This is a genomic window from Pseudomonas sp. 13B_2.1_Bac1 (assembly GCF_025466155.1).
Taxonomy (GTDB): Bacteria; Pseudomonadota; Gammaproteobacteria; order Pseudomonadales; family Pseudomonadaceae; genus Aquipseudomonas; species Aquipseudomonas aylmerensis.
Genome location: NZ_JANLOH010000089.1, coordinates 84,995 through 111,326, shown reverse-complemented (window position 1 = coordinate 111,326; position 26,332 = coordinate 84,995). Strand labels below are relative to the sequence as shown.

The following is a 26,332-nucleotide window of genomic DNA, read 5'->3' as shown; positions in this document are numbered from 1 at the left end:
TTCATCATGCAAAACAACAACAATAATCTGCCCCTGACACCTGCCGTTCCGGTGGCAGCGAGCGCCTACACTTACACCCGCTTCGGCGCTTCGTTCGAAGCTGCTGAATTCACCGGCTGGATCGACGAAAGCATGTCTTGGAAAAAGACGTGCTACATCGGCGACTGGTCGCCGTTGGGCAAGCTTCGGGTGAAAGGACCCGATGCGCTCAAATTCTTTTCCGATCTAAGCATCAACAGCTTTGCCACGTTTGACATTGGCCAGGCCAAACATGCCGTGTTTTGCAGCAGTGCGGGCAAGGTCATTGGCGATGGCGTATTGATGAAACTTGCCGAAGATGACTTCTTGTATACCAGCGGCCCCGGCATTCTCTGGGCGCTGTACAAGTTCCAGCATGGCAACTACAACGCCACCTTGGAGAACCTCTCAGCAGAGCGTTTCATTCTCCAGGTACAGGGGCCCAATGCACTGTTTGTAATGGAACAAGTGACGGCTGAGAACCTGCGTGACATTGGTTTTATGCGCTTTCGTCCGACTCGCATCGGCAACAGAGAATTCCTCGCCTTGCGCCAAGGCATGGCCGGCGAAGTGGGCTACGAACTTCATGGCCGGATCGAAGATGCGCAAGACATCTACCGCGCCATTCTGGAGGCCGGTCAAGCCTACGGAATTCGCCAATTGGGCGGCCGCACAAAAATGGTCAACCACGTAGAAGCCTGCTTCCCTACGCCAACCGTTGACTACATTCCGGCGATTTCGGGCGAAGCGGAAAAAGGCTTTCTCGCCTTTATGACCCAAGCATCCCCAGCCATGCTGAGCCTGCTGCAACACGCTGGTACCTACCCGGTCGACAGCTCGGAAGCGCTGCACCGCAGCCCGATTGAATTGGGCTGGGGCAAAAGCATAAAACTCGATCATGACTTCATCGGGCGCCAAGCGCTGGAAGCTGAACTGGCCGCGCCGAAACGCAAAATGGTGACGCTGGTGTGGAACAGCGGCGATGTTATCGACGTCTACGCCTCGCTGTTTCGCCAAGGCATACCCAATGACTACATGGAGCTGCCCCGCGAACTGCTGGGTTGCATGGAAACCGATCGTGTAGAACATCAGGGCCGTTTAGTAGGTGCAACCAGCTCTCGCTGCTACAGCTACTACTTCCGCGAAATGCTCTCCCTGTGTGTGATCGATATCGAACTGGCGGAGCCCGGCACCGAGGTAACGGTGGTGTATGGCGGCGCCCGTGGCGCACAGAAACACATTCGTGCGCGAGTGGCGGCTGCGCCTTACAAGACCGACAAGCGCCGTGCGGATGTCAGCACTCTGCAGCCGGCCCCCGCGCGATGACGGCAACCCTTATCGACGGAAAAGCACTGGCTGATCGCCTTCGCCGGCAAGTCACTCGCCAGGCGGCGCTGCTCTTGCAGACCCACGGCCTGAAGGCTGGCCTGGCGATCGTCCTGGTAGGAGAAGATCCGGCCAGTGACGTCTATGTTCGCAATAAAATTCGCCAGGCCCGTGACACCGGACTGACAAGCCTTGAGTTCCGCCTCCCGGCACACACATCGGAGAACGAGTTGCTGGCGTTGATCGGGCGCCTCAACGAGGACAGCGAGGTTCACGGAATTCTGGTTCAGTTACCACTGCCGCCACACATTGACGAGCACAAAGTGATCCACGCAGTTGCCCCAGCTAAGGACGTCGATGGCTTTCATCCGGTAAACATCGGGCAGCTTTCCATGGGACAGAACTCATTGATCCCCTGCACCCCGTACGGCGTTTTGCTGCTTCTACGTGAAACCTTGCCCTCGTTGGAGGGGCTTCACGCGGTGGTCATCGGCAGATCCAATATCGTTGGAAAACCGATGGCCCAACTGCTGCTTGCCGAGCATTGCACCATCACCATTGCGCATTCGCGCACTCGCCAACTGGCAGACCTGGTGCGCAGCGCCGATATCGTGATTGCCGCCGTCGGAAAAGCGCACTTGGTACGCGGTGACTGGATCAAGCCGGGGGCCTGCGTGATAGATGTGGGCATCAACCGAGTCGTGGAACAGGAGGTTCCGCGCTTGGTCGGCGATGTCGCATTTAACGAGGCGCTTGAAGTGGCAGGGTCCATCACGCCGGTACCGGGTGGCGTCGGCCCCATGACCCTTGCCTGTCTGCTTCGCAATACGCTGATAGCGGCCTGTGCCGCTAAAGGTTTATCTCTGCCCCGCGTCTTGTAGCGATCCCATCCGCGGATGCGGGAGGGAGGTTTGCCTGCGCCATCGCTCGAGCAAAAACCATCAAGGCCCTTCAATCCGCCATAGAGTTCGAGCGAGCCCTGGCCCGTGACACGCGAAACGACTGCTGCCTATCAACAGCAGTCATTTCGGGGTCAATGCGTGAGCATCTGGAGAATGGTCAGTCGTACAGCGCAATAAAGCGGCATTCCACGCTGCCACGGGGAACAGTGTCTACCACTGATGTGTTGTCAAACGCGGTGTGCATGGCATTCATGGCATCCGGGCAATCGGAGTCGAAGCCCTTGAATATCATTACTTCATCCGGGGTCATATTGGGGAAGTAGTACCACTCATGGCGGGGGCTGAACAGACAGCCACGGGAGTGAACCAACTCATTGCGGCTGCCCTCAGGACCCAGAAACTCCAAAGGCACCATATCTTCCTTGTAGACACTGCGGCCGTCACAGATCGCCAACGGCATGTCTTGTGGAGGAGGCGTCAAAACCCGCCAGGCTTGCATCATGACGTGACGACTAAAGGGAGCGACCTTGCGCCCAGTCAACTCAAGTGTTTCCTGCAGCAATCTATCGATATCAGTTTTGGCGAAGTCCAAATGCGCGAACTGCGCGGTGGTCATCCAGCTACGAGCAGCGGCACGCTTGCTAAAGCGCACCGTCACGGTTCCGTACTGAGCAAAGACTTCCCGGGCGCCACAAATTTCGTGCATGAGCGGCTCCATTTCAGCGAGGTAGGCCAAATTGGCAGGCCCCATCACTTCACTGGGAAGACGATTTTCCTCAATCAGCTCAGGTAGCCGCTCCTGCACCACCTTGCTCGGCCACTTAACGATTTGGAATCCTTGTCGTTCAACAGAAAGCGCCTCATCTGTAGCCCTGGCGTCTCGAATGCGGACAAGGTGGGGCTCTACGATAAAGCCCTCTAACTCGCGCTGTTTATATGAGATCACGATGCGATCTCTGTCGGTGTTTACATAGGGAATCTCGCCTTCAACGTCGTACCGATCTTTATTCATTTTTTTGTTCACCTGACCGTTCTGGGTTAATCAAGACGCCGCGCCCCTTGCAGCACTGCAATCAAGCGTTCAAGAAGTGACAGAAAGGAGGCGCCACCGCGCAGTGGCGCACTCGTTGAAGCTAGGGAACTGGCACGCGCTCTTCAGCGACAATGTGCTGCTCCGACGTTGCTTGCGTTCCTGTCCGCGCGAAGAGGAAGGACGCCAAGGCGGGCAGCAGGATCAGCGCCCCAAGCATGTTCCACAAGAACATGAACGACAGCAGAATGCCCATGTCGGCCTGGAACTTGATGGGCGAAAAGCTCCAGGTTGCCACGCCCACTGATAGCGTCATGCCGGAGAGAAGCACCACCCGCCCAACTGATAACAAGGACAGGTAATACGCTCGAGACAGGCTCGCCCCCTTCCGCAATTCAGCCAGCAAGACACTCAGCAGATACAGCGCGTAGTCCACGCCAATCCCGACACCCAGAGCGATGACAGGCAATGTAGCGACCTTGAAGCCAATACCCAGAGCCGTCATCAACGCCTCGGCGAGCAAAGACGTGAGCATCAGCGGCAGTACCGCACAAACCACCGCGCGCCAGGAGCGGAAGGCGATCAAACAGATCACCACCACAGCGCCATACACCAATAGCAACATGGTGAGCCGGGCGTTATTGACCACCTGATTGGTGGCTGCCTCGATGCCAGCATTACCAGCAGCGAGTGTGAAGCGACCCTGCTCACTGTCGTTCTGCGCCGCGAACTGTTCCACAGCTTCGCTTATCTCACGCAGTGTCAAGGCCTTGTGGTCGGTAAGGTAAATTCTTATCAGCGACAGGCTGCAGGGCTGATTCACCAGACTGCGCGGTGCGTATTTGACTTGGCTGTTGAGCAGCGCCTGGTTCGGCACCAGGGAAATCCAGCGCGGATTGCCTTCAGTAAATTGGCTGGTCACCAATGACGTGAACGAAGCAAAAGAACTCGTTGCCACTACCGTAGGCAACTGCCTCAACTGCCACTCGAGCATGCCAACCTTTTCCAGCAGTTGGTAATTCATGCACTGCCCCACCGGCGACTCGATCATCACCATAAAAAGGTCGCTGCTGTTGCTGTAGTGGGAGGTGATATAGGCGTTGTCCTTGTTGTAGCGAGAATCCTTGCGCAGCTCCGGCGCACCCGGATCCAGGTCACCGACCTGCAGATGATGACTGCCTACAACCCCCACTACGCCGAGTCCTGCACTGGCCAGTAGCACGACAGTTGCCCAACGACGCTGAGTGAAAAGATCGAAGAAACTCCACAGCGGGTGAGGATGGTCGCTACGCAAGTCCTGCTCCTCTATTTGCAGAGAACGTTGCGCAGCTTTGCGTCCCACTCCGACATAACTCAACATAATCGGCAACAACACGAGATTGGTCAGAATCAGGAATGCCACGCCGAGGCTGGCGATCAGGGCTAATTGCTGAATCACCCCGATATCAATGATCAGCAACACAGCAAACCCGACAGCATCGGCCACCAGAGCAATGAAGCCAGCCAGAAAAAGGCGGCGGAAGGTCTGCCGGGCCGCGAGTAAGGGCGAGCAGCCCCTTCCGATGTCCTGCAGAATCCCATTCATTTTTTGCGCGCCATGGGACACCCCGATGGCGAATACCAGGAACGGCACAAGCACCGTGTACGGATCCAGCTCCAAACCCAACAGCGGCAAACAGCCCATAAGCCATAGCACCCCCACCAGGGAACAGATGAGCACGTTGGCAGTACTGACCACGCAGCGCGAATACCAGTAAACCAGCGCAGCAACAATGATGATCGAAACCAGGAAAAAGCTCAGTACCCTGGCTACGCCATCAATAAGATCACCGACGACCTTGGCGAAACCAACGATATGAATGTCTACCCCATCGCCTTGGTACTTGGCGCGGACCTGTTCCAATTGCTCGGAGAAACGACCGTAGTCCAGCGGTGCGCCGGTCTCGTTGTCGAAGTCCATCAAGGGCACCAGCACAATGCTGGACTGGAAGTCTGGCGCCACGATCCGGCCCACCTCGCCAGAACGTTCGATATTGAAACGTAGCTGGCTCAGCGCGGCGGGCGATCCGTCATAACCGGCATCGATCACCGGGCCGCCATCGATACCCGCTTCCGTGATACCAAGCCAACGCATAGTCGGGGTCCAGAGTGACACCATCCATGGCCGGTCGACCCCATTGATCAAATACACTTCGTCACTGATCTGCTTCAGCGTCTGCAGGTACTGATCGTCAAGAATGTTGCCGCTCTTGCTGGTGACGGCGATGGCTACCAAATTGCTCTGGCCGGCAACATCGGCACGATGCTTGATGTAGTTCTCAATGTAAGGATGTCCTGTTGGAATCATCCGCTGGAAATTGGCGTTAAAACGCAGATTAGGTAACTGAAACGCGGTGCCGATAGTCAGCGCGATGCAGACCAGCAGAATCACCAGGCGATGATTGAAGATAAGCCGCTCAAGCCACGAACCATCGTCTGCTTGACCGCCGTTCGCCGGCTGGTGTCGATACGAAGTCATTGGGTCACTCCCGTGTTCTGCGCAGTCACCGATAGCTGGTTCGCAGGAAGCCTGACAATGCCTGCCAGGCTGCTGAATACCAGATCGCCATCTGGTGTTTGTACGGCCCCCGTCAAGGGCACGTGAGCTTGCCAATCCACCTTCTCGAACGTGCCATTGGCGTTGCGGGCGATAAACACTTGCCCAGCCTGGTTGCCCAGCAGCAACGACCCGTCCACCAGAAGCACGCCGCAGGTGAGGCCCGCCTCGCCAGCCTGTTGCGCCTGCCAGTGAGATCCGGCATCAGCGCTCACCGCCAGGTTGCCACGCAGCCCATAAGCGACAACGGTAGATGTTGTATCGGAAATAACGCCGAAAAAGCTGCCCTCGTACGGAGATTGCAACGCTTGCCCGCCACTCAGTAACAGGCCTTGCTCGCCGGCAATAAGCGTGTTGCCCGCGACCTCGGTAATGCCATAGAGGTGCAGGCGCCCCTCGTTTTGCAGTGGGATGTAGGGCACCCAGCTCTTGCCGCCATCGACCGACTTGAACGCGATGCCAAACCCACCGATCACGATCAGGTGCTGCTCATCGCTGATCGACAATGCCAACAACGGTTTCTCAGGACCGTCCTCCAGTAAGTAGCGGGCGTTTTCCAGAGCAGCATCTGCTTCCTGGTTGCCGTTGGCGGCCTCTTTTGTCCAGTAATCCACCGCTATCTGGGCCAACGAAACACCATCCGCTTGCCGAGTCCACGTCTGCCCGGAATCGTCTGTTCGCAGCACCACCCCCTGATGACCAATTGCCCAACCTATTTGTTGGGATGCAAAGGCAACGTTGGTGAGTGTGACGCTCACCGGCACCTGATCGGCATTGCGCCAGGTTTTGCCGTCATCATCTGATAAGGCAATGGTTCCATTCTCGCCGACACTCACCAGTCTGCTGCCCGCTCGAGCCACCGCCATCAGCATGACCTTGCTGGGATGCGCTGAAGGTAGCGCCTGCGTAGTGAGGGCTAGGGTGGTAGAAGGCTGCGATGCAGCGCTGCTATGGACCACACCGCCGACCGTGCAGAGCAATGCCAGCACAACGGCGGCAAATGCAGGATGCCCGTTCATTTGAAATACCTCTAAAGACGACGAGCGAGTCAGCAGTCTCTGACTGTGACCCACTCGCAACTACCCGGATTAGATCGAGCGGCACACGCTGCTAAACCCCTTAACGAACCCCAGACGCCTCAAGACTGCGAGGCGAGAAGGTGGTAGCTGGCACCTCCCGGTAGGTGTATCCGTCTTTCTTTTCCGACAGCACGTTGAATGCGGCATAGGATTTTGACTGGACGTTGTAGACGAAGTTGGTCGCCACAATCATTCCTGGAACATCGGGATTGATGTAGCTCAGCACCTGAGTGGCCTTCCAGAACGAGCCTTTCGCATCCCAATGGTCTGCCAGCACGATCTGCCAACTGTCCTCATCCACATACACGCGACGCTTGGGGACCACGTGGCGTTGTCCTTCCTTGAGGTTGCCCTCAATCACCCAAGTGCGGTGCAGCTCCCATCGCATCAAATCAGGGTTGGCCGAATTAGGCTTCAGAACTTGATCGAGGCCGATGGCATTCAGGAAGTTGTTGTTGTTGTACGGAATGTAGAGTTCTTTCTTACCCACGATCTTCCAGTCATAGCGATCAATGGATCCCTGGAAACCATTCTGCTCGTCATAGTTGGTCACCCCAGAGGTGAACGGTGACGGAACGTCGTACTGAACATTTGGGGTGCGACGCAGGCGACGCTGTCCCGGCAGATAGGTCCATGCCTGCGCAACGGCATTGAGTTGTTTATCGATGAGGCCGAGAATTTTCTCGCCCGCTTGATAGGCCGGCGCTTTGGTTTCAACCAACACGGCATAACGTGTTTGCCCTTTGAATGGATCTTCGCGCCCTGGGGGGTAATCGCCCGGCATCGTTTCCAGGGCGGTAGACGAAGTAGCCAATACGGGGGCACTGCCATTCACTACGTAAACAGAGGAGGTGGTTTGCACATCGATGCCACGGAAGGCGAACTGGGTATTGGCCATGGCTTCGGAGCCCGACTGCGGAATCGGGAATGGAATACTGCCATTCCAGTCACTAATCAGCTCCTTATCATCCATCTTGGTCGTGGTCGCATTCTTGAACACACGCTCATAGCTCGCTTCCGGGGCCAACGCCGAGCGATGGGTTGGGTAGACATTGATGGCGTAACCCGGAATATTCTTCAACAAGGCTTGCTCGCCCTCGGAGAGCTTGTCCTTGTAAAGGTCGACGTTGCTGGAATCGATCTTCAGCAGCGCTTTTTCATCCGGATTGAACAGAGGCGGACGGTTGGTCTTACCCGCCGGCAAAGCGGTTTTCTGCCCTCCGGTCCAGGTAGGGATAGTCCCGTCCGCATTGCCTGCCCGCTCTCCTCCCAGAGGTGTCAATTCGGATTTCAGTTTCTGCGCCTCAGCAGGAGATACCGCCGCGTGTACGATCGAGCACGACAGAACACCAAGGACGATAAAGGAGAGCAAAGTGGTTTTATTGTTGTTCATCTCTTACTCCAACCAGTTAAAACGAGCGGGAAACGGTAAACATTAAGTTATCGCGATCCGCGAACACGTTCGTGGAGTCGGCACCAGTGAACATCGTGTAAGCCACACCACCTCGCCATGTGCGCTGGTAGTTGAAGTTCAGCCCGACCGAAACACTTCCTCCGTCGCCGATCCAGGTCGGATCAATGGGTGAGGTATCAGTAAAGTTATGCGCAACAGTAATCGGCATACTCAGATCGAGACTCGGCCGCACGCCCAACCAGCTCGGTTCGAACACGGCGGTGACCCCATAAGCAGTCTTGTCGTTTCCGACATAAACATTGGAGGGATCGTCCTTGCTATACAAGTGATGGATACCCGCCTCAGCAGCCACGCTGGCACTGTCCCAAAAACCGGTGCGCGGCGTCACCCAGATCATGGAAACTTGACCATGAACCGTATCACCGGTGGCAAACTGACTATGACTGTCCGGGCTGAAATACCCTGCTGATACCAACGGCATATTGTTGCGTACCGAGATTTCCGCCCCCACGTTCGCATCCAGTAGGGTGGTCGAGAAACTCATCCCTACAATATCGATATCGGTTGGTGTGACGAAACGGTACTCGCCAATCTGGAACGGATCGGCAGCGACTCCTGGAGCAATACTGGTTACGACCTGAGGAAGTCGATCAGCAAACTTCACGTAGTAGAAGCCAACGTCCCAGCCACCCTCGAGGTCGTAATACTTGAGCGCTACACCCCAGTTTTCGTCTGAGGAATCCGCTTCGTCCGAACCGGAGTAACGCATATAGGTCCCCCCCCCGGTCAGTAGACGCTCACCACCGCGATACGCCATATCCACCGGCGACCAATAGGTGCCCGGAACCGGGATACGTGATTCGCGAGACTCAAACTGATAGTAAGCTTCGATATTCCAGCTATCGCTCAAGGCAAAAGACGTGGACAACTGGTTCACTGGGAGAAATAACTCTTTGGCCTGAGTGCCTGGTACGGACGCCGCTTTGATCACATCAATCGGCGCCTGCCCGTATGCGATCCCGTTGCCTGCGCGAAACAAGCTCTGCCCCCAAAGCAGTGTATGGCGACCGAGGCGAAAGTTCAGGTCATGACCAGCGATATCCACACCACTGTGGACGAAGGCATCAAGGATCTCTGCATCATGACCATGAAGGCGTTTGGCGCGATCAACAAACTCGCTCGAGCTGACGCTGTCAGGGTTGTAGTTCTCGCCAACGTTCTTTGCACCACCAGCGTAAACATTGTCGTACCAGGCGGCAGCACTCACGCGAAAGCCGCTTTTGTAGGCATCCTTCAGGGAAAAGTCCAATTCCGAAAGCAGGTCAAGGCGATTGGTTATCAAGCTGCCGCTATCGAAACGGGCATCCCCGTCATTGCCGTTGGGGTTGTCAAGAAAGGTATGAGATGGGCTCTCGGTCCGTACACCCAAGCTGTACTTGATCGAGTTATCGAACCGAAGCGAGTAACTCTCTGTATCAGCCAATGGCATCGCTTGCGCAGCGGGAACTGCCAACGCCAAAGCGGAACAAAAAGCCATTTGCCAGGAGGCTACGTGTCGGCCCTCAGAAAGCAATAGAGCAGCGGGGCGCAGAACTCCGTTGCGTTGCAGATTAATCATCGTGACCTCGCATCTTATTTTTATTGTCGAACGACGGAGACCCCCAGAGAGGTCTGGCCCTGAGCACGCCACTCGCGTCGCTTGCCCGGCGAAGCCAATCTAGCTTGCGCACAAAGAGAAGGTCAACACTTGTACGTACAAAAAATAAAAGCACTTCCTAAATCACGACGGATAGGATTTCTTAAAAAACATAAATAACCACGTAAATAATTGTTTTATAGAGAATTTTAAAAATAAAGATAGCCACCATCTTGACACCTCGTTTTTAGCGGAATAATTGTGCTAACAATTCAGACCACAAAAACACCAAAACGGAGAACAACAATGAACGAGTTTGGCGAATTGCACGGTAAGGTCGTCGTGGTAACAGGCGGCGCATCCGGTATCGGCAAAGGCATTGCGCAGCGCTTCATCGCCCACGGCGCACGGGTTGTGATCGCGGATATCGAAGAGACCAGCCTGCAGAACACCGCGCGCGAGATTGGTGCTTATCCAGTGCGTACCGACGTAAGCGACCGTACCAGTGTCCAAGCCCTCGCAGAGGCCACTCTAAAGGAATACGGCCGCGTCGATATTCTGTGTAACAACGCTGGAGTCGGTCCAATGGCGAACATCAGCGATATGACGCTTGACGACTGGCAGTGGCTGATAAACGTCAACCTCTGGGGCGTGATCCATGGTGTCCACACCTTCCTGCCCTTGCTGAAGCAGAACGCCGAAGGCGGCCATATCGTTAATACGGCATCCATCGGTGGCTTGGCGACCATGCCATCTCTGGGCGGCTACTCCGTCACAAAGTTTGGCGTAGTGGCCTTAACCGAGACCCTGGCCTTGGAGCTGCAAATAGCCGAAAGCAACGTTAATTGCACGGTGCTGGTTCCAGGGCCCGTCCATACGAACATCCAGAACAGCTCACGCAACCGCCCGAAAGCGTTGCACGATGCGAAGCTCGCAGACGTCGACCTGACCGAAATACCGGCCATGGCCGAGCTACGCTGGCTCGAACCAGACGACGTGGGTGACTTGATTATCTCCGCCATTCAACGCAAAACGCTGTACTGCTTCACCCATCCAGAGCTCTTTGCTCCTATCGAATCCCGCTTCGCGCAAATCACCTCGGCCAATCTGGCAGCGCAGTCTCCTTCCGAGTAACGCCCTCCTCCGGCCGCTTGCGGCCGCCCCCCCCTAAATATGTACGAACCTATTTATTGAAAATAAGAGCGCTAGCTCATCAAGCTGTGTAAATAAAGCCATTAAAACGAAAATCACGCTTGACAACAGCACCGATCAAAAAATAATTTGTACGTACATTTAAAACAAAAGGGCGCTTCACATGCACAATTCCCCCCGCCATCAATCGCTGACCGCGAGCGACGAGAAACAACTTTTCGACACCATTGATCGCTGGGTGGAACGGGAGGTAAAGCCACGAGTTAAAGATTTCGACCATGCCGATCGCTACCCCCACGAGCTCGTAGAGCAGATGAAAGAACTGGGCCTTTTTGGCGCCACCATTAGCCAGGAGTACGGCGGCCTGGGTCTGCCAGCATCCACCTATGCGCAGATCGTGATGCGCATTTCCTCGGACTGGATGGCACTGACCGGTATTTTCAACTCTCACTTGATGCTGGCTCTGGCCATCGAGAAGTTCGGCACCGAGGATCAGAAAAATGAGTGGCTGCCGCGCCTGGCCACTGGCGAAGTCCGCGGGGGTCTGGCACTGACCGAGCCCGACGCAGGCACTGACCTGCAGGGTATTCGTATGACCGCCCGCCGCGATGGTGATGACTACATCATCAATGGCGCTAAAACTTGGATCACGAATGGCATCGAAGGCAGCTGCTTCGCGTTGCTGGTCAAGACAGACCCACAGGCACAGCCACGCCATAAAGGCATGAGTTTATTCATTGCCCCGAAGGGCAACGGCTTCACCGCCGGTCGTAAGCTCGAGAAGCTGGGATACAAAGCCATCGAGACCTCCGAGCTGATCTTCGATAACTACCGCGTACCGGCCAAAAACCTGATTGGCGGCGAAGAAGGGCAAGGCTTCTATCAAGCTACAGGCGGCCTTGAACTTGGACGTATCAACGTGGCAGCGCGCGGTGTTGGCATCGCCGAGGGCGCTCTCCGGCTTGCAGTCGATTACGCAGGAACACGGAAAACCTTCGGCAAACCGATTGCCGAACACCAAGCAATCCAGCTCAAGCTCGGCGAGATGGCGACTCGTGCACGCGCCGCACGCCTTTTGACCCTGGATGCTGCGGCCACCTTCGATCGAGGTGAACGGTGCGACATGGAAGCGGGCATGGCCAAGTACTTTTCTTCCGAAGCGGCACTGGAAAACTCCATAGAGTCGATGCGCATCCATGGTGCCTACGGCTACTCCAAGGAATACGACATCGAACGGCTGTACCGCGACGCGCCACTCACCTGCATCGGCGAAGGCACTAATGAGATGCAGCGGATCATCATCGCCAAGCAAGTGATGAAACGGAGCGCCGAAGCATGACTCCTTCAGGAAAACCACTGCAAGGATTGCGCATTCTTTCGGTAGAACAGTTCGGCGCCGGCCCTTACGGCACCATGTTTCTTGCCGACTTGGGCGCGGAAGTAATCAAGATTGAGAACACCTCGATTGGCGGAGACCCGGCTCGCCATACCGGACCACATCTGCTCGGGGACGCTGACAGTCAGTACTTCCAAACTTGGAACATGAACAAAAGCAGCATCACCCTGGATATCAAATCGGACGCGGGGAAAGCGGAGCTAAACAGGCTGCTCGCCGGTGCCGATGCACTGGTGAATAACCTGCGCGGAGATCTGCCAGCCAAGCTTGGACTGGACTATAAAACGCTGGCCGCCGACTACCCCGCACTGGTGTGTCTGCATATATCCGCCTATGGCCGGGACAATGCACGAGCGGCCTGGCCTGGCTATGACTACCTGATGCAGGCAGAGGCAGGCCTCATGGACCTGACCGGCGAACCTGAAGGGCCGCCGTCGCGATTCGGTGCGCCATCTTTGGTAGACCACATGACCGGTATTACCGCCAGTGTCGGCTTGCTCGCTGCGCTGCACCGCGCACGCGAAACAGGACAAGGCTGCGACGTGGACACTTCGCTGTTTGACGTAGCACTGCACCAACTGGGGTACGCCGCAATCTGGTACTTGAACGAACAGCACCAGGTCGTCCGCCAAGCACGTAGCGCCCATCTTTCGGTGGCCCCGGTACAGACATTCCGCACGGCAGATGGCTGGATTTTCATCATGTGCATGACAGAAAAGTTCTGGCAGGCACTGATCACGATCCTCAAGCGAGACGATCTGAAATCCGACCTACGTTTCGCCAATGCCAAACTGCGCAAAAAACACCAGCAGGAGCTTACGGAAATAATCGACGAAGCCCTTGGCCAGGCACCTACAGCGCACTGGTTGAGTGTCCTCACCGGACATCTACCGGTAGCACCGGTACTGAGTTTGTCCGAGGCAATGGAAAACCCGCTTCTAACGACCAACGCGATGATCAATCATCTGCAGCATCCCCACGCACCAAACGGCCTCAAGGTGCTCGCCAACCCAATCAAGATTGACGGCCAACGCCTTGAACAAAAAGTCTGCTCGCCACTTGGCGCAGACAACGAGGCGCTGCTGACGGGTGCGGTGTTGGCGAAGGCTGAGGTGACTCAATGAAGATGGAGGGGGTCCGCGTACTTGACCTGTCGACCTTACTGCCCGGCCCCTACCTGACACTGGCTCTGGCTGACCACGGGGCAGAAGTAATCAAAGTGGAAAATCCAGATGGAGGGGACCCGGGTCGCCAAATCGCCCCCTACCAGCAGGAGCAAACGGTGTTTTTCCGCAATCTGAATCGCGGCAAGCGCAGCGTTACCCTGGACTTGAAAACACCCGAAGGACGGGAGTCGCTGCTCAGCCTTTGCGAAACCGCCGATGTATTTATCGAGTCGTTCAGACCCGGAGTGATGGACCGCTTGGGCGTCGGCTACGAGCAGGTCAAAGCGCGTAACCCAGGCATCATCTATTGCTCCATCAGCGCCTACGGTCAGACTGGTCCCTACCGCTTTCGTCCTGCTCATGATCTGGGCGTCGAGGCCTTGGCCGGGCTGCTCAGCATGACCCTGGGTGAAGATGACCGCCCTGCCCTGCCAGGCGTTCCAATAGCAGACCTGCTGGCAGGACTGCAGGGCCTGGCCGGAGTCCTGATGGCATTGTATCGACGCAAGCAAACCGGCGAAGGCGACTACCTGGATATCGGGATGCAGGACGCCGTTTTGGCGGGCTGCCTCAACATCCTTGGGCCGGCGATCGCAGAAGGACGGCAGCCTGTGGCAAAGCACCAGCGCACCACCGGCGGTAGCGCTTTGTACCGCACTTATGAAACACGCGATAAACGCTTTATTGCCCTCGCCGGCCAGGAGATGAAATTCGTTCGACTGTTGCTGGACGCTCTGGAGTTGCAGGACCTGATTCCCCTGTGTGAACGAGGTCCCGGCCCTCACCAGAAGCCGCTGATTGACGCGTTGACCGCACGATTTCTGCAACACGATTTAGCGCATTGGGACGACTTACTACAGCGGTTGAACATCTGCTTCGGCGTGGTCAAGACCTTACCTGAAGCGCTGGAGGATCCTAACGTCCTGGCCCGCGAGATGGTCTGGCGTGACGACTCAGGCGTGCGCCATATCGGCAGCCCTATCCGCTTTCACAACGAACCCGCACAGCTCAACCCGGGAGCTCCCCTCCTGGGGGCGGACAACCAACAGCTGATCAAGTAACGGCGTGGCAGCCCAAAAACAAAAAAGGAACCATCATGGTAGGTATCGCACAAGAAATAGCCCCCCACCGCTACCGCGAAAGCTATGGTCGCTACTACGAAGACTTCGAGATTGGGGACTGCTACGAGCACCGGCCAGGTCGCACCGTCACTGAGACTGACAACATCTGGTTCACGCTCCTGACGATGAATACCCACCCGCTGCATTTCGACAACGATTTTGCTCAAAAATCGGAGTTCAAACAGGCGCTGGTAAACAGCTGCCTCACTCTGTCGATCGTAGTGGGCATGAGTGTTAGTGATATTAGTCAGAAGGCGATTGGCAACCTGGGCTGGGACAAGATCAAGCTGTCCGCGCCAGTATTCGTAGGGGATACGCTCTATGCCGAATCAGAGGTGTTGGATAAGCGCGAATCCAGTAGCCGTCCCACGCAGGGGATAGTCACGGTTCGTACATTTGGTAAAAAACAGGATGGTACGGTCTTCATTTCATTTGAACGTACCGTACTGGTGCCCAAACGAGGTTACGCGGTCGACGACTAAGAGTCTGGCTCGGGGAAAGCACAACGCGCCCCCGAGCTATCCAACCGGAGCTTTGTCTTCGCCAAGTCCGTATCAATTAGCGCATTGGTGCTATCTCTTCGTGATCCAGCCGAAAGTCCAGCCAGAATTCTCTCGGAAAGAAGCTGCAGATGTGCGTACAATTTGCGCCATATCTATTTTCATTCAGAGCACGGGAAACATGAGTCCATCCGAGGAAACCAACGTCAAAACAACTGGCGGACCGCTTTACAAGCAAGTGGTACAGAAACTCAAAAGCGATATCCTCTCCGGCACCTACCCAGTAGGTACTCAACTTCCAACCGAAACGGATCTAGCCGAACACTTCGCCGTTAGCCGACATACCATCAGGGCTGCACTGCGCCAGCTTCGCGACGATGGGCTGGTGTCATCTCGCCAAGGCGCCGGAACAACGGTCGTACGGCCCGGCTCCGCACAAACGTACGTGCATGAAATCAACTCCATCAGCGACTTGATCAACTACGTTGCGGGAATGCGCTTTCAGATCGAGACCCTCGGAATGATCGACTGTAGCGAAGAGCAGGCCGAGCGTCTTTTCTGCCCGGAAGGCCAGCGCTGGCTTTATGTTGCTGGCTTCCGCTATGCGGACGACGACCCCCTACCTATCTGCTGGACCGAAGTATTCATTCACGCCGACTATGCCGGCGTAGCTCGTCTTCTGGAACGCAACAAATCTCCCATCTATGAGCTGGTTGAAGATGTTTACGGTGAGCGGGTTGAAGAGGTCGAGCAAATTGTTCAATCCGGGCACGCCCCTGCCACTATTGCCGAGGTGCTCCAGATCGAAGCAGACACCACTGTCATGGAAGTCCATCGGCGCTACCGCCTTACCTCTGGGAAGGTGGCCATCATCGCACTGAACCTTCATAAACCCGATATGTTTCGCCTCTCCTTCACGCTGCGTCGCTCCAAGGCGTAACCCAAACAAATACGTACAAAAATAGAGCTATCGATACCTCTCTTGTCTTAGAGCCATTGCCGCAGCGCAACGGCTCTAAAAACACAAAATTTGTACGAACAAATATTGACATATCCTCTTCTGCTACCGAAAATCCGGACAAAGCAATGCTCGGATCATTACTTAAGTAGTCGCAGCCCTGATACCGCGTAACCACTTATCCTGTCCGAGCTGCTACTTGGCCGGGGAGACGAGTCAAGCAGCTCGCTCTTCCCTTTACCCATCAGCAGAGTGACAACAATGAATAACAAAAATGTCGTAATTGTGGGGGCAGGTCCAAGCGGACTGCTTTGTGCCCTTGGCTTAGCCAAGGCGGGCATTGAGGTCACCGTCCTGGAGCGCGGCCATGCTCTCAATCACTCACCCAGAGCGATGGTGTATCACTGGGCAGTACTCGACGGGCTGGAGAAGTTAGGTGTACTGGATGAAGCTACAGAAGCCGGCTTTCTCAGCTCGTCCCTACAATTTTATGTTTTCAAAACTGGCGAACGAATCCATCTGGATACGCGGGAGCCTCTGAAAACCTTGAGCCGTACTCCGTACAACCTGCATCTTGGCCAAAACAAATTGGGCGAGATTGCGCTGCGCCATCTGCAAAAGCTGCCCAATGTCACTATTCGCTGGAACATCGAGGTAACTGGCCTGACTCAGCATGAGGACCACGTCGTTCTGCACGCCCTGCAAGACGATCGCCAGGAAGACGTCCGTGCTGGCTGGGTGATTGGTACCGACGGCGCGAACAGCATTATTCGCCGGTCGCAAAATCTCGGATTCGACGGCACCACCTGGCCCGAGCGCTTTGTCGCCACTAACGTGCGGGGGGACTTTGCCAAGCTGGGCTTTTCCAATGCCACCATGATGCTAGACCCTGACGTCGGCGCGATCGTCGCGCGCATCGACAACGAGAACCTTTGGCGCGTCACTTACTGCGAGAGCCTGGAGTTGCCAGAAGAACAGGTCGCCGAACGCATCCCAAAATACTTCGAGAAAATTCTGCCCAAAAGCACCCCTTACGAACTCGTTCAATACTCCCCCTACCGCATGCATCAACGCGCCGCTGAGAGCATGCGCGTTGGCCGAGTACTGCTCGCAGGCGACGCTGCACATATCACCAATCCTACCGGCGGTTTGGGACTGACTAGTGGCTTATTCGATATCTTCGTTCTTCACGAAGCCTTGGCAGCCGTGATTAAAGGCGAAGTAGATGAAGAAATTTTGGACCGCTACTCGCAAGAGCGCCTCAGCGCGTTCCTTGAACATGCCTCACCGTCAGCGTCCGGACTCAAACAGCTCGTTTACCACTGCTCAGACGACGCGGCGCTGGAGCAGCAATTGGCAGGGTTGCGCCACCTGCAAGCTCACCCGGAGTTGCAAATAGCCATGTTCAGCGCGGCCAAAAATGTTGAGAGTCCGTCACTGCTCAAGCGCAAACCACTGCCCTGACACCTGACCCGCCTCCTAGCGACGAAGCCCCAGGTGAATCGTCCCGGATTTTCAAGACTGCTACCCCCACCTTCCACCCAGCAAGGAGGGGGTGACGGCTATCGATTCCCATACTCTTGAGAACGCACGCAATCAGCTTCGTCTCAGCTGATGCCATTCCAAGGATTCAAAAATGACAAGAAAAACAGTAACGGTCTTCTCGGCCACAGGCCTGGCAGGTAACCGTCGACACTATCCCCAGGATCCCCACGCGTAGTGGCGAAAATGGCCAACAGCGGGGTGCCATTTTCCCTGGTCGGAAAGAAGCAGGACTCCACAGAGTCCCCCACAGCGAACTCGCTGACGCCCGCCCCCACGGCCTCTGTAACACCCGCCCCATCGGACATGGGAGTACGGCCATCAGCGGTCGGAATCGCGCCGGTCGCTACGGCGTAATCATGGAAGTTAAGCGAGCTGGCGTGCAGACGAACGCTTATCTCGCCAACACAGGAAGCTGAAGCGGAACGGAGTACACCACCAGCCCTTGGTCGCTATGGAGGATAGGCGGCGCGTTTTCGCTGTCGTCGGGAACTACAAACATCAACATGTGCACTGTCTCGCGGTTAGACCCGTAGGGTCGCTTTCCGTGAAGCTGCTCACCTTGACCCTCAGCATGGGGTCCGTCCCGACTGGCTCCAGGAGCGACCGCAAGCGCTGCGGCAGTAAGTCGGCCGGAATAGGAAACCTTCCCACGTAATCAAACATCAGCTCTTCTCCTTGGTTGCTGCAAGCAACCCACCTGCCAGTTCTGGACGCTTCCCAGTGAGCCCAACTGGAGTGCTGCAACTGCAGCAACATAATAATACGATACCGTTAAGAAGCCGAGGAATGGGTTGTCACGACATCGTCATCAACGGAGCTCATTGAGAGCGGAATCTCCCTAATCCCCCAACCACTATCCAAATGTTGAAGGGCCACGTAGCTGCAAGTTCACATTTTCAGTACTTCCCCAGAAAAAGCGATTTATCAGACCTCGTGTTTTTTACTGAATAATTCGACCTCTAACTTGATTCTGCTCCCAGCTCCATATGGGACAGCATCATGCCGACTACCGTCTTTCGCTGCTTACTACTCTCGCTGGCTATCGTTCACGGCAGCAGCTATGCCGCCTCGGCTCATGAGCAGGATCAACTCAGCCTTATCCAGCGGCAACTCGTCACCATCGAACGCCTTGCGACACGAGCTGAGGCCGCCAGCACGGCTGAATCAGTCGAGCGCTATCGCTTCGACTATCCACGACTGACCCAGGACATTCAGCGCATCCGTCACGGAGTACAGGGTTACCTGTCCCCTTCCCGCGCTCAACCCCGCGATCCCAGTGAACTGGTCGATGATTACCTCCTCGATACTCCGCCCGCGGAGCCTTCGCCATGAGCATGACTGACGCCCAAAACTCAGCGTTCCAAAACGCATCCGGTTTCTCCCCGCAGAGCAGTTCGACGCTGTGGCTATCCCTAGTTCTCATTCTGGCATTGCTTTGGTGCGCCTGGGTGATGTGGACGGCTTACCGGGGATGGGCGACAGGCAGTGTGCGCTTCGGCGCCTTCGGTGGCGGCACTACACGCGTGTTGCTCGCGTTGTTGGTTCTGATGTTCTTCACCCTTTCCTAAACCAGGAGATCGCCGTCATGCTCAAGTGCCTTGTCCCCCTGAAAAACAACCTGCGTGATCGTGCGAGCCAGCGCTTGATCGGTCTGCTGCTGGTGCTCGGTCCAAGCCTGGCTTTTGCCCAATTACCCACCATGGAAGCCCCTTCGCGCGGCGAAGGTTCCGGGTTGATCGAGACGATAAAAAACTATGCCTACGACGGCGGCATCCTGCTCGGCCTGCTGATCGCCCTGCTCGCGTTTCTCGGTGTGGCTTGGCACTCCCTAACCGTCTATGCCGACGTGCAGAACCAGCGCAAGACCTGGAAGGACTTGGGTGCTGTAGTCGGTATCGGAGCCCTGTTGGTAGTGATCATCATCTGGTTCCTCACCAAGGCTGCCGCGATTCTGTGAGGTTGGCATGAACGACACTACCGAATGCCTTGCCGACGGCACCTTGGTCTTTCTGCCGGAGCGGCTCAATCGCGATCCTGCCGTATTACGCGGTTTGACCAATGATGAGATGTGGGTGGCGCTAGGTGCCGGCGCACTCGTCGGCCTGGTGCTGGGTGTTCCTCTGGCGATCGCCACCGCCTCCATTGCCGTGGCGCCAACCAGCATGATCGCAGGCATGGCGATGGTGCTATTTGCCGGTGGCACGCTACTGCGTCGGGCCAAACGGGCTCGCCCCGAGACCTGGTTGTACCGCAAGCTCGAATGGATACTCGCCAGCCGTTGGCGCCTGGGACGCGGAAGTTTGATTCTCCACTCCGGAGCCTGGACGGTTCGCCGTTCGCGTCGACTGCGCCCTGCCCTGTCCCGGTGGCAACCATGAGTCGTTTTCGGAACAAGGTGGACGCCCAACAAGCCCATATCTTCAGCCTGCGTCTGGCGGTAGTGATCCTTGCCCTGGTCTGTGCCGGGCTCTGGTACGGCTGGCGCTCAGCACCGACCGATCTGACCGTGCATGTACCACCGGATCTGCGCTCGGGCAGCACTCGCAAGTGGTGGGATATCCCCTCGGAGAATGTCTATGCCTTTGCCCTGTACATCTTTGGCCAACTCAACCGCTGGCCCTCAGATGGCGAGCAGGATTACAGCCGCGCCATCTATGGCTTGCAGTCCTACCTGACCCCCGCCTGCAAGGCCTTCCTCGATGGCGACTACGAGTACCGCAAGGCTGCCGGCGAACTGCGCCAGCGGGTGCGTGGCGTCTACGAAATCCTGGGCCGAGGCTACAGCGAAGACCCGGAACTCAGGGTCAAGCAACTCGACCGCGACAGCTGGCTGGTCAAACTCGACCTCAATGCCGATGAGTATTACGCCGCCGAACCGGTGAAACGGGTGGTGGTGCGATATCCATTACGCGTGGTGCGTTTTGACCTGGATCCCGAGCGTAATAAGTGGGGGCTGGCACTGGATTGTTATCAGGGCACTCCGCAAAAAATCTCCCTGCCTGGAGGTGAGCCATGAAGCGGATTTCTACCCTGGGACTCGCCGTCGCACTGACTACATGGGGAGCTGTAGCGCAGGCCGTCGAGCTGATGCACTGGGAACGCCTCCCCCTCGCAGTCCCTCTGGTGATCAATCAGGAGCGGGTGGTCTTTGTCGATGAGGCTGTTCGAGTCGGCGTGCCCTCAACCCTAACGGGTAAGCTGCGTGTGCAATCAACCGGTGGCACACTGTACCTGCGCGCATTGGAAGCCATTGCCCCGACCCGCCTGCAACTGCAATCAGTAACGACGGGCGAGATCATCCTGCTGGATATCGCGGCCACTCCCGGCGATCAACCGCTGGAACCCGTGCGTATTCTCAAGAATGCCCAGGGGCAGGCTACCGAGGCTAAATCTAGCACCGTCCCGGTTCCAGAAGGTACACCGATCCCGGTCGCTTTGACGCGCTACGCCGCGCAAAGCCTGTACGCGCCTCTGCGCAACGTGGAGTCCCTGCACGGTGTACGCCGCGTCCCGCTCAAGCTGCGCACAGAACTGCCAACCCTGCTGCCGACCGAAAACGTGTCCTGCACGCCCATCGCCGCCTGGCGACTCGGTGATTACTGGGTGACGGCGGTGAAGTTGCGCAATCGTGGTTCAGAAATAGTGCAACTCGATCCGCGCCGGCTTCAGGCCAAGCTGTTCGCCGCGACCTTCCAGCATGCTTTCCTCGGGCCTGTCGGCAGTGCTGAAGACACCACGATTACCTACCTCGTCACCCGCGGTGCCGGCCTCGAACACGCGGTGCTATTACCTCCGCCCGTTGCGCGAGGTGCTAGCGATGAAAGCTAACGCCTTGCTCAAATGGCTGGTACCGGCGGCGTTGTTGGCCGTGGTTTTGATCATCCTGAAAAGCTGGGTCGCGGGTAGTACTCCCTCTCCAGAGCACCCTGTTAATCAGGGCAATATTCAGTTATCCGCCGAGCAAGCCAAGTCGCTCGGCATTGCTGGCGATACCCCACGCGACACGGTCGCCACCCTGGTCGGGCAGGTGAAGGCCATGCGCAGCGACATGCTCGGTTTGAAGAAACACAACGATTCACTGCAGACGGAGAATAACCGCCTGCGCGAACGAGAAAACAGCGTCGATTCGCGTATCCAGACGGCGCTGGGTAGCGTGACTCAGCAAGTCGACGAAGGCCGCCGACAAGCCAATGAGGCCCGACTCAAAGCGGAACAAGACAGTCGTCAGGCTCGCGGTCTGCTGACGCAATTGCAGGAACAGTTGTCAGGGCTGACCGGCAAAGGCAAGGACATGCCGATCGGATTGGGGCTTGAGTCCGGCGACGGTGCTCAGTTTGAAGGGCAGCACTCTGCCAATGATGGGCTGCAGTGGATTGAACCTTCGGATGCCCCGTCCACCGACGCCCGAGGCAAAACCAAGACTTCCACCGCACTGAGTCTGCCTACCGCTTTCAACTCACTGGAGGGCTTGAACGATAACGCTATTGATCGCAGCCAGAAACAGCTGCGAGCCGTCTCCCAGGGTGAACGTGACCTGACGCGATCCGTTGATCGTACCGAAGGCGCGAAGCCGGTCTTCACCATTCCCGAAAACGCGACATTGATGGGCTCGGTCGCCATGACCGCGCTGATCGGCCGAGTCCCAGTAGACGGCACCGTGAATGACCCCTATCCCTTCAAAGTGCTGGTCGGCCCCGAGAACCTGACGGCCAACGGCATCGACCTGCCGGACATCGCGGGTGCCGTGATGTCCGGCACAGCGTCCGGTGACTGGACCCTGTCCTGCGTGCGTGGTCAGGTCGAGTCAATCACCTTTGTGTTTACCGATGGCACCATCCGCACGGTGCCTCAGCCGAAGGCGGTCGCCAGCCGCAATGCCTCCACCACCCAGAGTTCGAACACCGACAAGATCCGTGGTGGACTCGGTTACCTGTCCGATCCGTATGGCATTCCTTGCATTGCCGGTGAGCGCCGCTCGAACGCCCAGCAGTACCTCGGCAGCCAGAGCCTGATCACTGCCGCCGGCGCCGGTGTTGCCGCTCTGCTCGGGGATGAGCAGAACAACAGCAGCGTGATCAGTTCGGGCGGCAGTACGCTCGGGGTTACCAACAGCACGGGCAACAGCGCACTGAATTCAATTCTCAGTGGCGGGGTCAGCGACATCCGCGAGTGGGTCAACAAACTGTATGGCGAAGCCTTTGCCGCCGTATACGTACCACCGGCCGCACAGGTCGCGCTGCACCTCGACCATGAGATCACCATCGACTACGAGCCCAAGGGCCGGAGTGTTCGCCATGAAAAAGACCATGCCTCTCTGCCTGACCTGGATTAGCGTGCTCTGCTGGGTCCTAGCGGGATGTTCCACCGACAAGGAGACGCTTCTGCCCCATGGCGAGCAAACTATGCTGGACATCTGGAACGGCGCCGGTTCGCAAGGTACTCAGCAGCAACTGCTGGATGCTCGGCAACAGTTACGCCGCCCGCTAGCTCAGGCGGATTTCTCCTCTTCTCTCCAGGAACCGTACACGCGCACAGCGGCGAACGAGATCCGCAACCTGTTCCCGCGCCTGCCCAATCCCGATCTGGTGCTGTACGTGTACCCGCACCTGAGTGGTACCGAGCAGGCACCGATCCCGGGTTATTCGACAGTCTTCCCGTTCTACCAACGTGTGCAGTACGCATTACCCGGTGAACGTCAGGAAGACTTGTAGTGCGTACCGGCGATTCGGACAACCGCACTCCTGTGTGGAAAGCCTGGCGCCACCCATTGCGTCCTCGTGCCACCTTGGCCGACGAAGCTGCACTCTATGCGCACAATCCCAGCTTCACCGATCACCTACCTTGGGTCGAATACCTCGACACCGACCAGTGTTTTTTACTCGATGACAATCGCTCGGTGGGTGCGGTGTTCGAATTACTGCCCATCGGCACTGAAGGGCGCGAACCCGATTGGTTGATGGCGGCCCGCGATGCCCTTGAGGACGCCCTGCAGGACAGCTTTGACGAGCTGGATCAAGCGCCTTGGGTGGCGCAGTTTTTCTGCCAGGACGACAACGACCTCACCCCCAACCTGAACCGGCTGACTGACTATGTTCGGGACAGTGCGCGAGACACGATTTTCACCCAAGAGTACCTGGATCTTACTCGCCGACATCTGAAGGCCATCGCCAAGCCCGGTGGTCTGTTTGAGGATAAGGTGGTTACGCGCCTGCCCTGGCGTGGCAATAACCGCCGGGTGCGCCTGGTGGTCTATCGCTGGCTTGAGTCTGACGCTGAGGAGACAGGACTCACTCCGGTGCAATCCCTGCAACAGGCTTGCGAACGTATTGCGGCTTCGTTGCAGGCATGCAGCGTGCAATCGGCACGAGTCGATGGCCGCGGTTTGTATGCCTGGTTATTGCCCTGGTTCAATCCGGCGCCCAGGCTCACCAATGAAGCACCCGAGGATTTCTACCAACGCGTGGCCTATCCGGAGTCAGGTGATGGCGAGTCGCTGGAACTGCCCTTCGATCATGACTTTGCCGAACGGCTATTCTTCAACGAACCGCGTTCGGATGTGCAGCACGGGGTCTGGTTTTTCGACGATCAGCCCCACCGGGTGATTGTGGTGGACAAGCTGCGCCGGGCTCCCTTGATTGGTCAACTCACCGGAGAAACCCGCAAGGGCGACGCAGTGAATGCCCTGTTCGACCAGTTACCCGAAGGCACGGTGATGAGCCTGACCTTGCTGGTCAAACCGCAGGATGTACTTGAGGATCAGTTGAACCGCCTGGCTCGCAAAGCCATCGGTGAAAACCTGGCCTCAACCCAAACCCGTCAGGACGTCGAAGAGGCTCGTGCAATCATCGGCCGCCAGCACAAGCTGTACCGGGGAACCCTGGCGTTCTACGTACGCGGTCACGATGAACAGCAACTGCACCAGCGCTCGGTCAGCCTGGCTAACGCACTACTGGGTGCGGGCCTGCAACCGGTACGTGAAGGCGATGAGGTCGCCGCCTGCAACAGCTACCTGCGTTGGTTGCCGATGGCTTACAACCCGGCCCGCGACACGCGAAACTGGTACACCCGCCTGATGTTTGCCCAGCACCTGGCGAACCTGGTTCCGGTGTGGGGCCGCAGCACCGGCACCGGCCACCCAGGCATCACCCTGTTCAATCGTGGTGGCTCGCCGTTGAGCTTCGATCCGTTGTCACGTCTGGACCGAGCCATGAACAGCCATCTGCTGTTGTTCGGCCCGACCGGTGCCGGCAAGTCGGCGACCCTGGTCACCCTGCTGATGCAGGTCATGGCCGTGTACCGCCCTCGCCTGTTTATCGTCGAGGCCGGCAACTCCTTCGGCTTGCAGGGCGACTACTTCACGACACAAGGCCTGTCGGTCAACAAGGTCCAATTGAAACCTGGCGCCTCGGTCAGCCTCGCCCCGTTCGCCGATGCCTGGCGCCTGGTCGAGCAGCCGGATCAGGTGGCGAGTCTGTCGATCGATGAGCTGGACGATGAGGCGGTAGCCAATCGCGAAGACCAGCGCGATGTTCTCGGTGAACAGGAAATCACCGCCCGATTGATGATCACCGGCGGCGAGGCCAAGGAAGAAGCTCGCCTGAGTCGCGCCGATCGCAGCTTGATCCGCGAGTGCATTCTCGATGCGGCGCAGACCTGCGTCACCGCGGGCCGTCAAGTGCTGACCCGCGACGTGCGCGACGCCTTGCTGCGCGTCGCCTCCGACCCGCACTTGCCGGAGAAGCGTCGCGAGCGTGCCCAGGAAATGGGCGAGTCCATCGACCTGTTTTGCCAGGGTTTCGAGGGTGAACTGTTTGATCGCGAGGGCACGCCTTGGCCCGAGAGCGATGTGACCATTGTCGATCTCGCCACTTACGCTCGCGAAGGCTACGAGGCGCAGATGTCCATCAGCTACATCAGCCTGATGAACACCGTGAATAACCTAGCCGAACGCGACCAGTACCTGGGGAGGCCAATCATCATGGTCACCGACGAAGGCCATATCATCACCAAAAACCCGCTGCTGGCGCCATTCGTGGTCAAGGGCACGAAAATGTGGCGCAAGCTCGGCGCTTGGTTCTGGCTGGCGACGCAAAACCTTGCCGACTTTCCCACTGCCGCGCAGACCATGCTCAACATGATCGAATGGTGGATTTGTTTGAACATGCCGCCCGCGGAAATCGAAGAGATCGCACGGTTCAAGAAACTCACGCCGGCACAGAAAGCCTTGCTGCTCTCCGCCAGTAAGGAGCCGGGTAAATACACTGAGGGGGTCGTACTATCGAAGAAGCTCGAAACGCTGTTTCGGGCCGTGCCGCCGAGTCTTTATCTCGCCCTGGCCATGACGGAGCCCGAGGAAAAAGCCGAGCGCTGGACACTGATGCAAGAGAACGGCTGCTCAGAACTGGAAGCGGCGTATAGGGTAGCTGAACGAATCGATATAGCGCGAGGAATAGAACCCGCATAGGGGAATCTATTCCTCGCGCTCTAAAGCGA

General features: G+C 57.2%; 23 protein-coding genes and 1 pseudogene. 18 read left to right on the top strand and 6 right to left on the bottom strand.

The features are described from left to right. Nucleotides 1–6: 6 nt before the first annotated feature. Nucleotides 7–1,344 (top strand): aminomethyl transferase family protein, encoded by a 1,338-nt coding sequence (locus tag NTD80_RS20805; RefSeq protein WP_262134785.1) that lies wholly within the window; start codon nucleotides 7–9, stop codon nucleotides 1,342–1,344. Then, complete coding sequence (gene folD / locus NTD80_RS20800) at nucleotides 1,341–2,225, top strand: bifunctional methylenetetrahydrofolate dehydrogenase/methenyltetrahydrofolate cyclohydrolase FolD (protein WP_262134784.1); 885 nt, start codon at nucleotides 1,341–1,343, stop codon at nucleotides 2,223–2,225. The genes NTD80_RS20805 and folD overlap by 4 nt, the downstream gene beginning before the upstream one ends. A 178-nt stretch (nucleotides 2,226–2,403) precedes the next feature. Here folD and NTD80_RS20795 read toward each other — a convergent pair whose 3' ends face one another. The 5 genes from NTD80_RS20795 to NTD80_RS20775 all read right to left on the bottom strand — a co-directional run bounded on the left by NTD80_RS20795 (nucleotide 2,404) and on the right by NTD80_RS20775 (nucleotide 9,983). Further along, nucleotides 2,404–3,258 carry a CmcJ/NvfI family oxidoreductase gene (locus tag NTD80_RS20795; RefSeq protein ID WP_262134783.1) on the bottom strand — a complete coding sequence of 285 codons (855 nt, stop codon included), beginning with the start codon at nucleotides 3,256–3,258 and terminating at the stop codon, nucleotides 2,404–2,406. A 121-nt stretch (nucleotides 3,259–3,379) separates the two neighbouring features. Continuing rightward, a complete protein-coding gene (locus tag NTD80_RS20790) occupies nucleotides 3,380–5,794 on the bottom strand; it encodes an efflux RND transporter permease subunit (protein WP_262134782.1) in 2,415 nt (804 codons plus the stop codon). Continuing rightward, entirely contained in the window at nucleotides 5,791–6,891 is a 1,101-nt protein-coding gene (locus tag NTD80_RS20785; protein WP_262134781.1) for a WD40/YVTN/BNR-like repeat-containing protein, read from the bottom strand. Before NTD80_RS20785 ends, NTD80_RS20790 begins: the two co-directional genes overlap by 4 nt. Nucleotides 6,892–6,991: 100 nt before the next feature. Next, entirely contained in the window at nucleotides 6,992–8,344 is a 1,353-nt protein-coding gene (locus NTD80_RS20780; protein ID WP_262134780.1) for a DUF1329 domain-containing protein, read from the bottom strand. A gap of 16 nt (nucleotides 8,345–8,360) precedes the next feature. Further along, complete coding sequence (locus NTD80_RS20775) at nucleotides 8,361–9,983, bottom strand: DUF1302 domain-containing protein (RefSeq protein WP_262134779.1); 1,623 nt, start codon at nucleotides 9,981–9,983, stop codon at nucleotides 8,361–8,363. Nucleotides 9,984–10,307: 324 nt separating this feature from the next. On the opposite strand from NTD80_RS20775, the gene NTD80_RS20770 reads away from it, so the two are divergent. The 7 genes from NTD80_RS20770 to NTD80_RS20740 all read left to right on the top strand — a co-directional run bounded on the left by NTD80_RS20770 (nucleotide 10,308) and on the right by NTD80_RS20740 (nucleotide 17,758). Beyond that, nucleotides 10,308–11,135: an SDR family NAD(P)-dependent oxidoreductase gene (locus NTD80_RS20770; RefSeq protein ID WP_262134776.1), complete on the top strand. Its 828-nt coding sequence runs from the start codon at nucleotides 10,308–10,310 to the stop codon at nucleotides 11,133–11,135. A gap of 181 nt (nucleotides 11,136–11,316) precedes the next feature. Beyond that, nucleotides 11,317–12,492: an acyl-CoA dehydrogenase family protein gene (locus tag NTD80_RS20765; protein ID WP_262134775.1), complete on the top strand. Its 1,176-nt coding sequence runs from the start codon at nucleotides 11,317–11,319 to the stop codon at nucleotides 12,490–12,492. Next, entirely contained in the window at nucleotides 12,489–13,673 is a 1,185-nt protein-coding gene (locus NTD80_RS20760; RefSeq protein WP_262134774.1) for a CaiB/BaiF CoA transferase family protein, read from the top strand. The genes NTD80_RS20765 and NTD80_RS20760 overlap by 4 nt, the downstream gene beginning before the upstream one ends. Further along, the gene (locus tag NTD80_RS20755) at nucleotides 13,670–14,776 is read left to right on the top strand and encodes a CaiB/BaiF CoA transferase family protein (protein ID WP_262134773.1); all 1,107 of its coding nucleotides are present in this window, start codon (nucleotides 13,670–13,672) and stop codon (nucleotides 14,774–14,776) included. The genes NTD80_RS20760 and NTD80_RS20755 overlap by 4 nt, the downstream gene beginning before the upstream one ends. A gap of 35 nt (nucleotides 14,777–14,811) precedes the next feature. Continuing rightward, the gene (locus NTD80_RS20750; RefSeq protein ID WP_262134772.1) at nucleotides 14,812–15,318 is read left to right on the top strand and encodes a MaoC family dehydratase; all 507 of its coding nucleotides are present in this window, start codon (nucleotides 14,812–14,814) and stop codon (nucleotides 15,316–15,318) included. Nucleotides 15,319–15,517: 199 nt separating this feature from the next. Then, the gene (locus tag NTD80_RS20745) at nucleotides 15,518–16,276 is read left to right on the top strand and encodes a GntR family transcriptional regulator (protein WP_262134771.1); all 759 of its coding nucleotides are present in this window, start codon (nucleotides 15,518–15,520) and stop codon (nucleotides 16,274–16,276) included. 279 nt (nucleotides 16,277–16,555) lie between these two features. Next, nucleotides 16,556–17,758: an FAD-dependent oxidoreductase gene (locus NTD80_RS20740; protein WP_262134770.1), complete on the top strand. Its 1,203-nt coding sequence runs from the start codon at nucleotides 16,556–16,558 to the stop codon at nucleotides 17,756–17,758. A 218-nt stretch (nucleotides 17,759–17,976) separates the two neighbouring features. Here the strand turns inward: NTD80_RS20740 and NTD80_RS20735 are convergent. Further along, nucleotides 17,977–18,240, bottom strand: a pseudogene (locus NTD80_RS20735) (alcohol dehydrogenase catalytic domain-containing protein); the annotation flags it as partial. A 598-nt stretch (nucleotides 18,241–18,838) separates the two neighbouring features. Here NTD80_RS20735 and NTD80_RS20730 point away from each other — a divergent pair. From NTD80_RS20730 to NTD80_RS20690, 9 genes are read left to right on the top strand one after another with little or no spacing between them, the layout of a single operon-like run. Continuing rightward, a complete protein-coding gene (locus tag NTD80_RS20730) occupies nucleotides 18,839–19,171 on the top strand; it encodes an RAQPRD family integrative conjugative element protein (RefSeq protein WP_262134769.1) in 333 nt (110 codons plus the stop codon). Further along, on the top strand, nucleotides 19,168–19,407 hold the full coding sequence (locus NTD80_RS20725) for a TIGR03758 family integrating conjugative element protein (RefSeq protein ID WP_262134767.1): 240 nt from the start codon (nucleotides 19,168–19,170) through the stop codon (nucleotides 19,405–19,407). Before NTD80_RS20730 ends, NTD80_RS20725 begins: the two co-directional genes overlap by 4 nt. A 17-nt stretch (nucleotides 19,408–19,424) precedes the next feature. Continuing rightward, nucleotides 19,425–19,796 (top strand): TIGR03745 family integrating conjugative element membrane protein, encoded by a 372-nt coding sequence (locus NTD80_RS20720; protein ID WP_201021322.1) that lies wholly within the window; start codon nucleotides 19,425–19,427, stop codon nucleotides 19,794–19,796. Between the two features lie 7 nt (nucleotides 19,797–19,803). Beyond that, on the top strand, nucleotides 19,804–20,217 hold the full coding sequence (locus NTD80_RS20715; protein ID WP_262134765.1) for a TIGR03750 family conjugal transfer protein: 414 nt from the start codon (nucleotides 19,804–19,806) through the stop codon (nucleotides 20,215–20,217). Next, on the top strand, nucleotides 20,214–20,855 hold the full coding sequence (locus NTD80_RS20710) for a PFL_4703 family integrating conjugative element protein (protein ID WP_262134764.1): 642 nt from the start codon (nucleotides 20,214–20,216) through the stop codon (nucleotides 20,853–20,855). The genes NTD80_RS20715 and NTD80_RS20710 overlap by 4 nt, the downstream gene beginning before the upstream one ends. Further along, a complete protein-coding gene (locus NTD80_RS20705) occupies nucleotides 20,852–21,667 on the top strand; it encodes a TIGR03749 family integrating conjugative element protein (RefSeq protein WP_262134763.1) in 816 nt (271 codons plus the stop codon). Before NTD80_RS20710 ends, NTD80_RS20705 begins: the two co-directional genes overlap by 4 nt. Next, the gene (locus NTD80_RS20700) at nucleotides 21,657–23,171 is read left to right on the top strand and encodes a TIGR03752 family integrating conjugative element protein (protein ID WP_262134761.1); all 1,515 of its coding nucleotides are present in this window, start codon (nucleotides 21,657–21,659) and stop codon (nucleotides 23,169–23,171) included. Before NTD80_RS20705 ends, NTD80_RS20700 begins: the two co-directional genes overlap by 11 nt. Further along, nucleotides 23,134–23,550 (top strand): TIGR03751 family conjugal transfer lipoprotein, encoded by a 417-nt coding sequence (locus tag NTD80_RS20695; protein WP_262134760.1) that lies wholly within the window; start codon nucleotides 23,134–23,136, stop codon nucleotides 23,548–23,550. Before NTD80_RS20700 ends, NTD80_RS20695 begins: the two co-directional genes overlap by 38 nt. Beyond that, nucleotides 23,550–26,303 carry a conjugative transfer ATPase gene (locus tag NTD80_RS20690; protein ID WP_262134759.1) on the top strand — a complete coding sequence of 918 codons (2,754 nt, stop codon included), beginning with the start codon at nucleotides 23,550–23,552 and terminating at the stop codon, nucleotides 26,301–26,303. Before NTD80_RS20695 ends, NTD80_RS20690 begins: the two co-directional genes overlap by 1 nt. The last annotated feature ends 29 nt before the right edge of the window (nucleotides 26,304–26,332 follow it).

Excerpts from the sequence above, each read along its gene's own strand:
- NTD80_RS20720 (WP_201021322.1), top strand. The coding sequence starts at position 19,425 with ATGCTCAAGTGCCTTGTCCCCCTGAAAAACAACCTGCGTGATCGTGCG.
- NTD80_RS20705 (WP_262134763.1), top strand. The coding sequence starts at position 20,852 with ATGAAGCGGATTTCTACCCTGGGACTCGCCGTCGCACTGACTACATGG.
- NTD80_RS20795 (WP_262134783.1), bottom strand. The coding sequence starts at position 3,258 with ATGAATAAAGATCGGTACGACGTTGAAGGCGAGATTCCCTATGTAAAC.
- NTD80_RS20785 (WP_262134781.1), bottom strand. The coding sequence starts at position 6,891 with ATGAACGGGCATCCTGCATTTGCCGCCGTTGTGCTGGCATTGCTCTGC.
- NTD80_RS20745 (WP_262134771.1), top strand. The coding sequence starts at position 15,518 with ATGAGTCCATCCGAGGAAACCAACGTCAAAACAACTGGCGGACCGCTT.
- NTD80_RS20750 (WP_262134772.1), top strand. The coding sequence starts at position 14,812 with ATGGTAGGTATCGCACAAGAAATAGCCCCCCACCGCTACCGCGAAAGC.
- NTD80_RS20760 (WP_262134774.1), top strand. The coding sequence starts at position 12,489 with ATGACTCCTTCAGGAAAACCACTGCAAGGATTGCGCATTCTTTCGGTA.
- NTD80_RS20740 (WP_262134770.1), top strand. The coding sequence starts at position 16,556 with ATGAATAACAAAAATGTCGTAATTGTGGGGGCAGGTCCAAGCGGACTG.
- NTD80_RS20695 (WP_262134760.1), top strand. The coding sequence starts at position 23,134 with ATGAAAAAGACCATGCCTCTCTGCCTGACCTGGATTAGCGTGCTCTGC.
- NTD80_RS20715 (WP_262134765.1), top strand. The coding sequence starts at position 19,804 with ATGAACGACACTACCGAATGCCTTGCCGACGGCACCTTGGTCTTTCTG.
- NTD80_RS20775 (WP_262134779.1), bottom strand. The coding sequence starts at position 9,983 with ATGATTAATCTGCAACGCAACGGAGTTCTGCGCCCCGCTGCTCTATTG.
- NTD80_RS20790 (WP_262134782.1), bottom strand. The coding sequence starts at position 5,794 with ATGACTTCGTATCGACACCAGCCGGCGAACGGCGGTCAAGCAGACGAT.
- NTD80_RS20700 (WP_262134761.1), top strand. The coding sequence starts at position 21,657 with ATGAAAGCTAACGCCTTGCTCAAATGGCTGGTACCGGCGGCGTTGTTG.
- NTD80_RS20765 (WP_262134775.1), top strand. The coding sequence starts at position 11,317 with ATGCACAATTCCCCCCGCCATCAATCGCTGACCGCGAGCGACGAGAAA.
- folD (WP_262134784.1), top strand. The coding sequence starts at position 1,341 with ATGACGGCAACCCTTATCGACGGAAAAGCACTGGCTGATCGCCTTCGC.
- NTD80_RS20710 (WP_262134764.1), top strand. The coding sequence starts at position 20,214 with ATGAGTCGTTTTCGGAACAAGGTGGACGCCCAACAAGCCCATATCTTC.
- NTD80_RS20725 (WP_262134767.1), top strand. The coding sequence starts at position 19,168 with ATGAGCATGACTGACGCCCAAAACTCAGCGTTCCAAAACGCATCCGGT.
- NTD80_RS20780 (WP_262134780.1), bottom strand. The coding sequence starts at position 8,344 with ATGAACAACAATAAAACCACTTTGCTCTCCTTTATCGTCCTTGGTGTT.
- NTD80_RS20755 (WP_262134773.1), top strand. The coding sequence starts at position 13,670 with ATGAAGATGGAGGGGGTCCGCGTACTTGACCTGTCGACCTTACTGCCC.
- NTD80_RS20730 (WP_262134769.1), top strand. The coding sequence starts at position 18,839 with ATGCCGACTACCGTCTTTCGCTGCTTACTACTCTCGCTGGCTATCGTT.
- NTD80_RS20770 (WP_262134776.1), top strand. The coding sequence starts at position 10,308 with ATGAACGAGTTTGGCGAATTGCACGGTAAGGTCGTCGTGGTAACAGGC.
- NTD80_RS20805 (WP_262134785.1), top strand. The coding sequence starts at position 7 with ATGCAAAACAACAACAATAATCTGCCCCTGACACCTGCCGTTCCGGTG.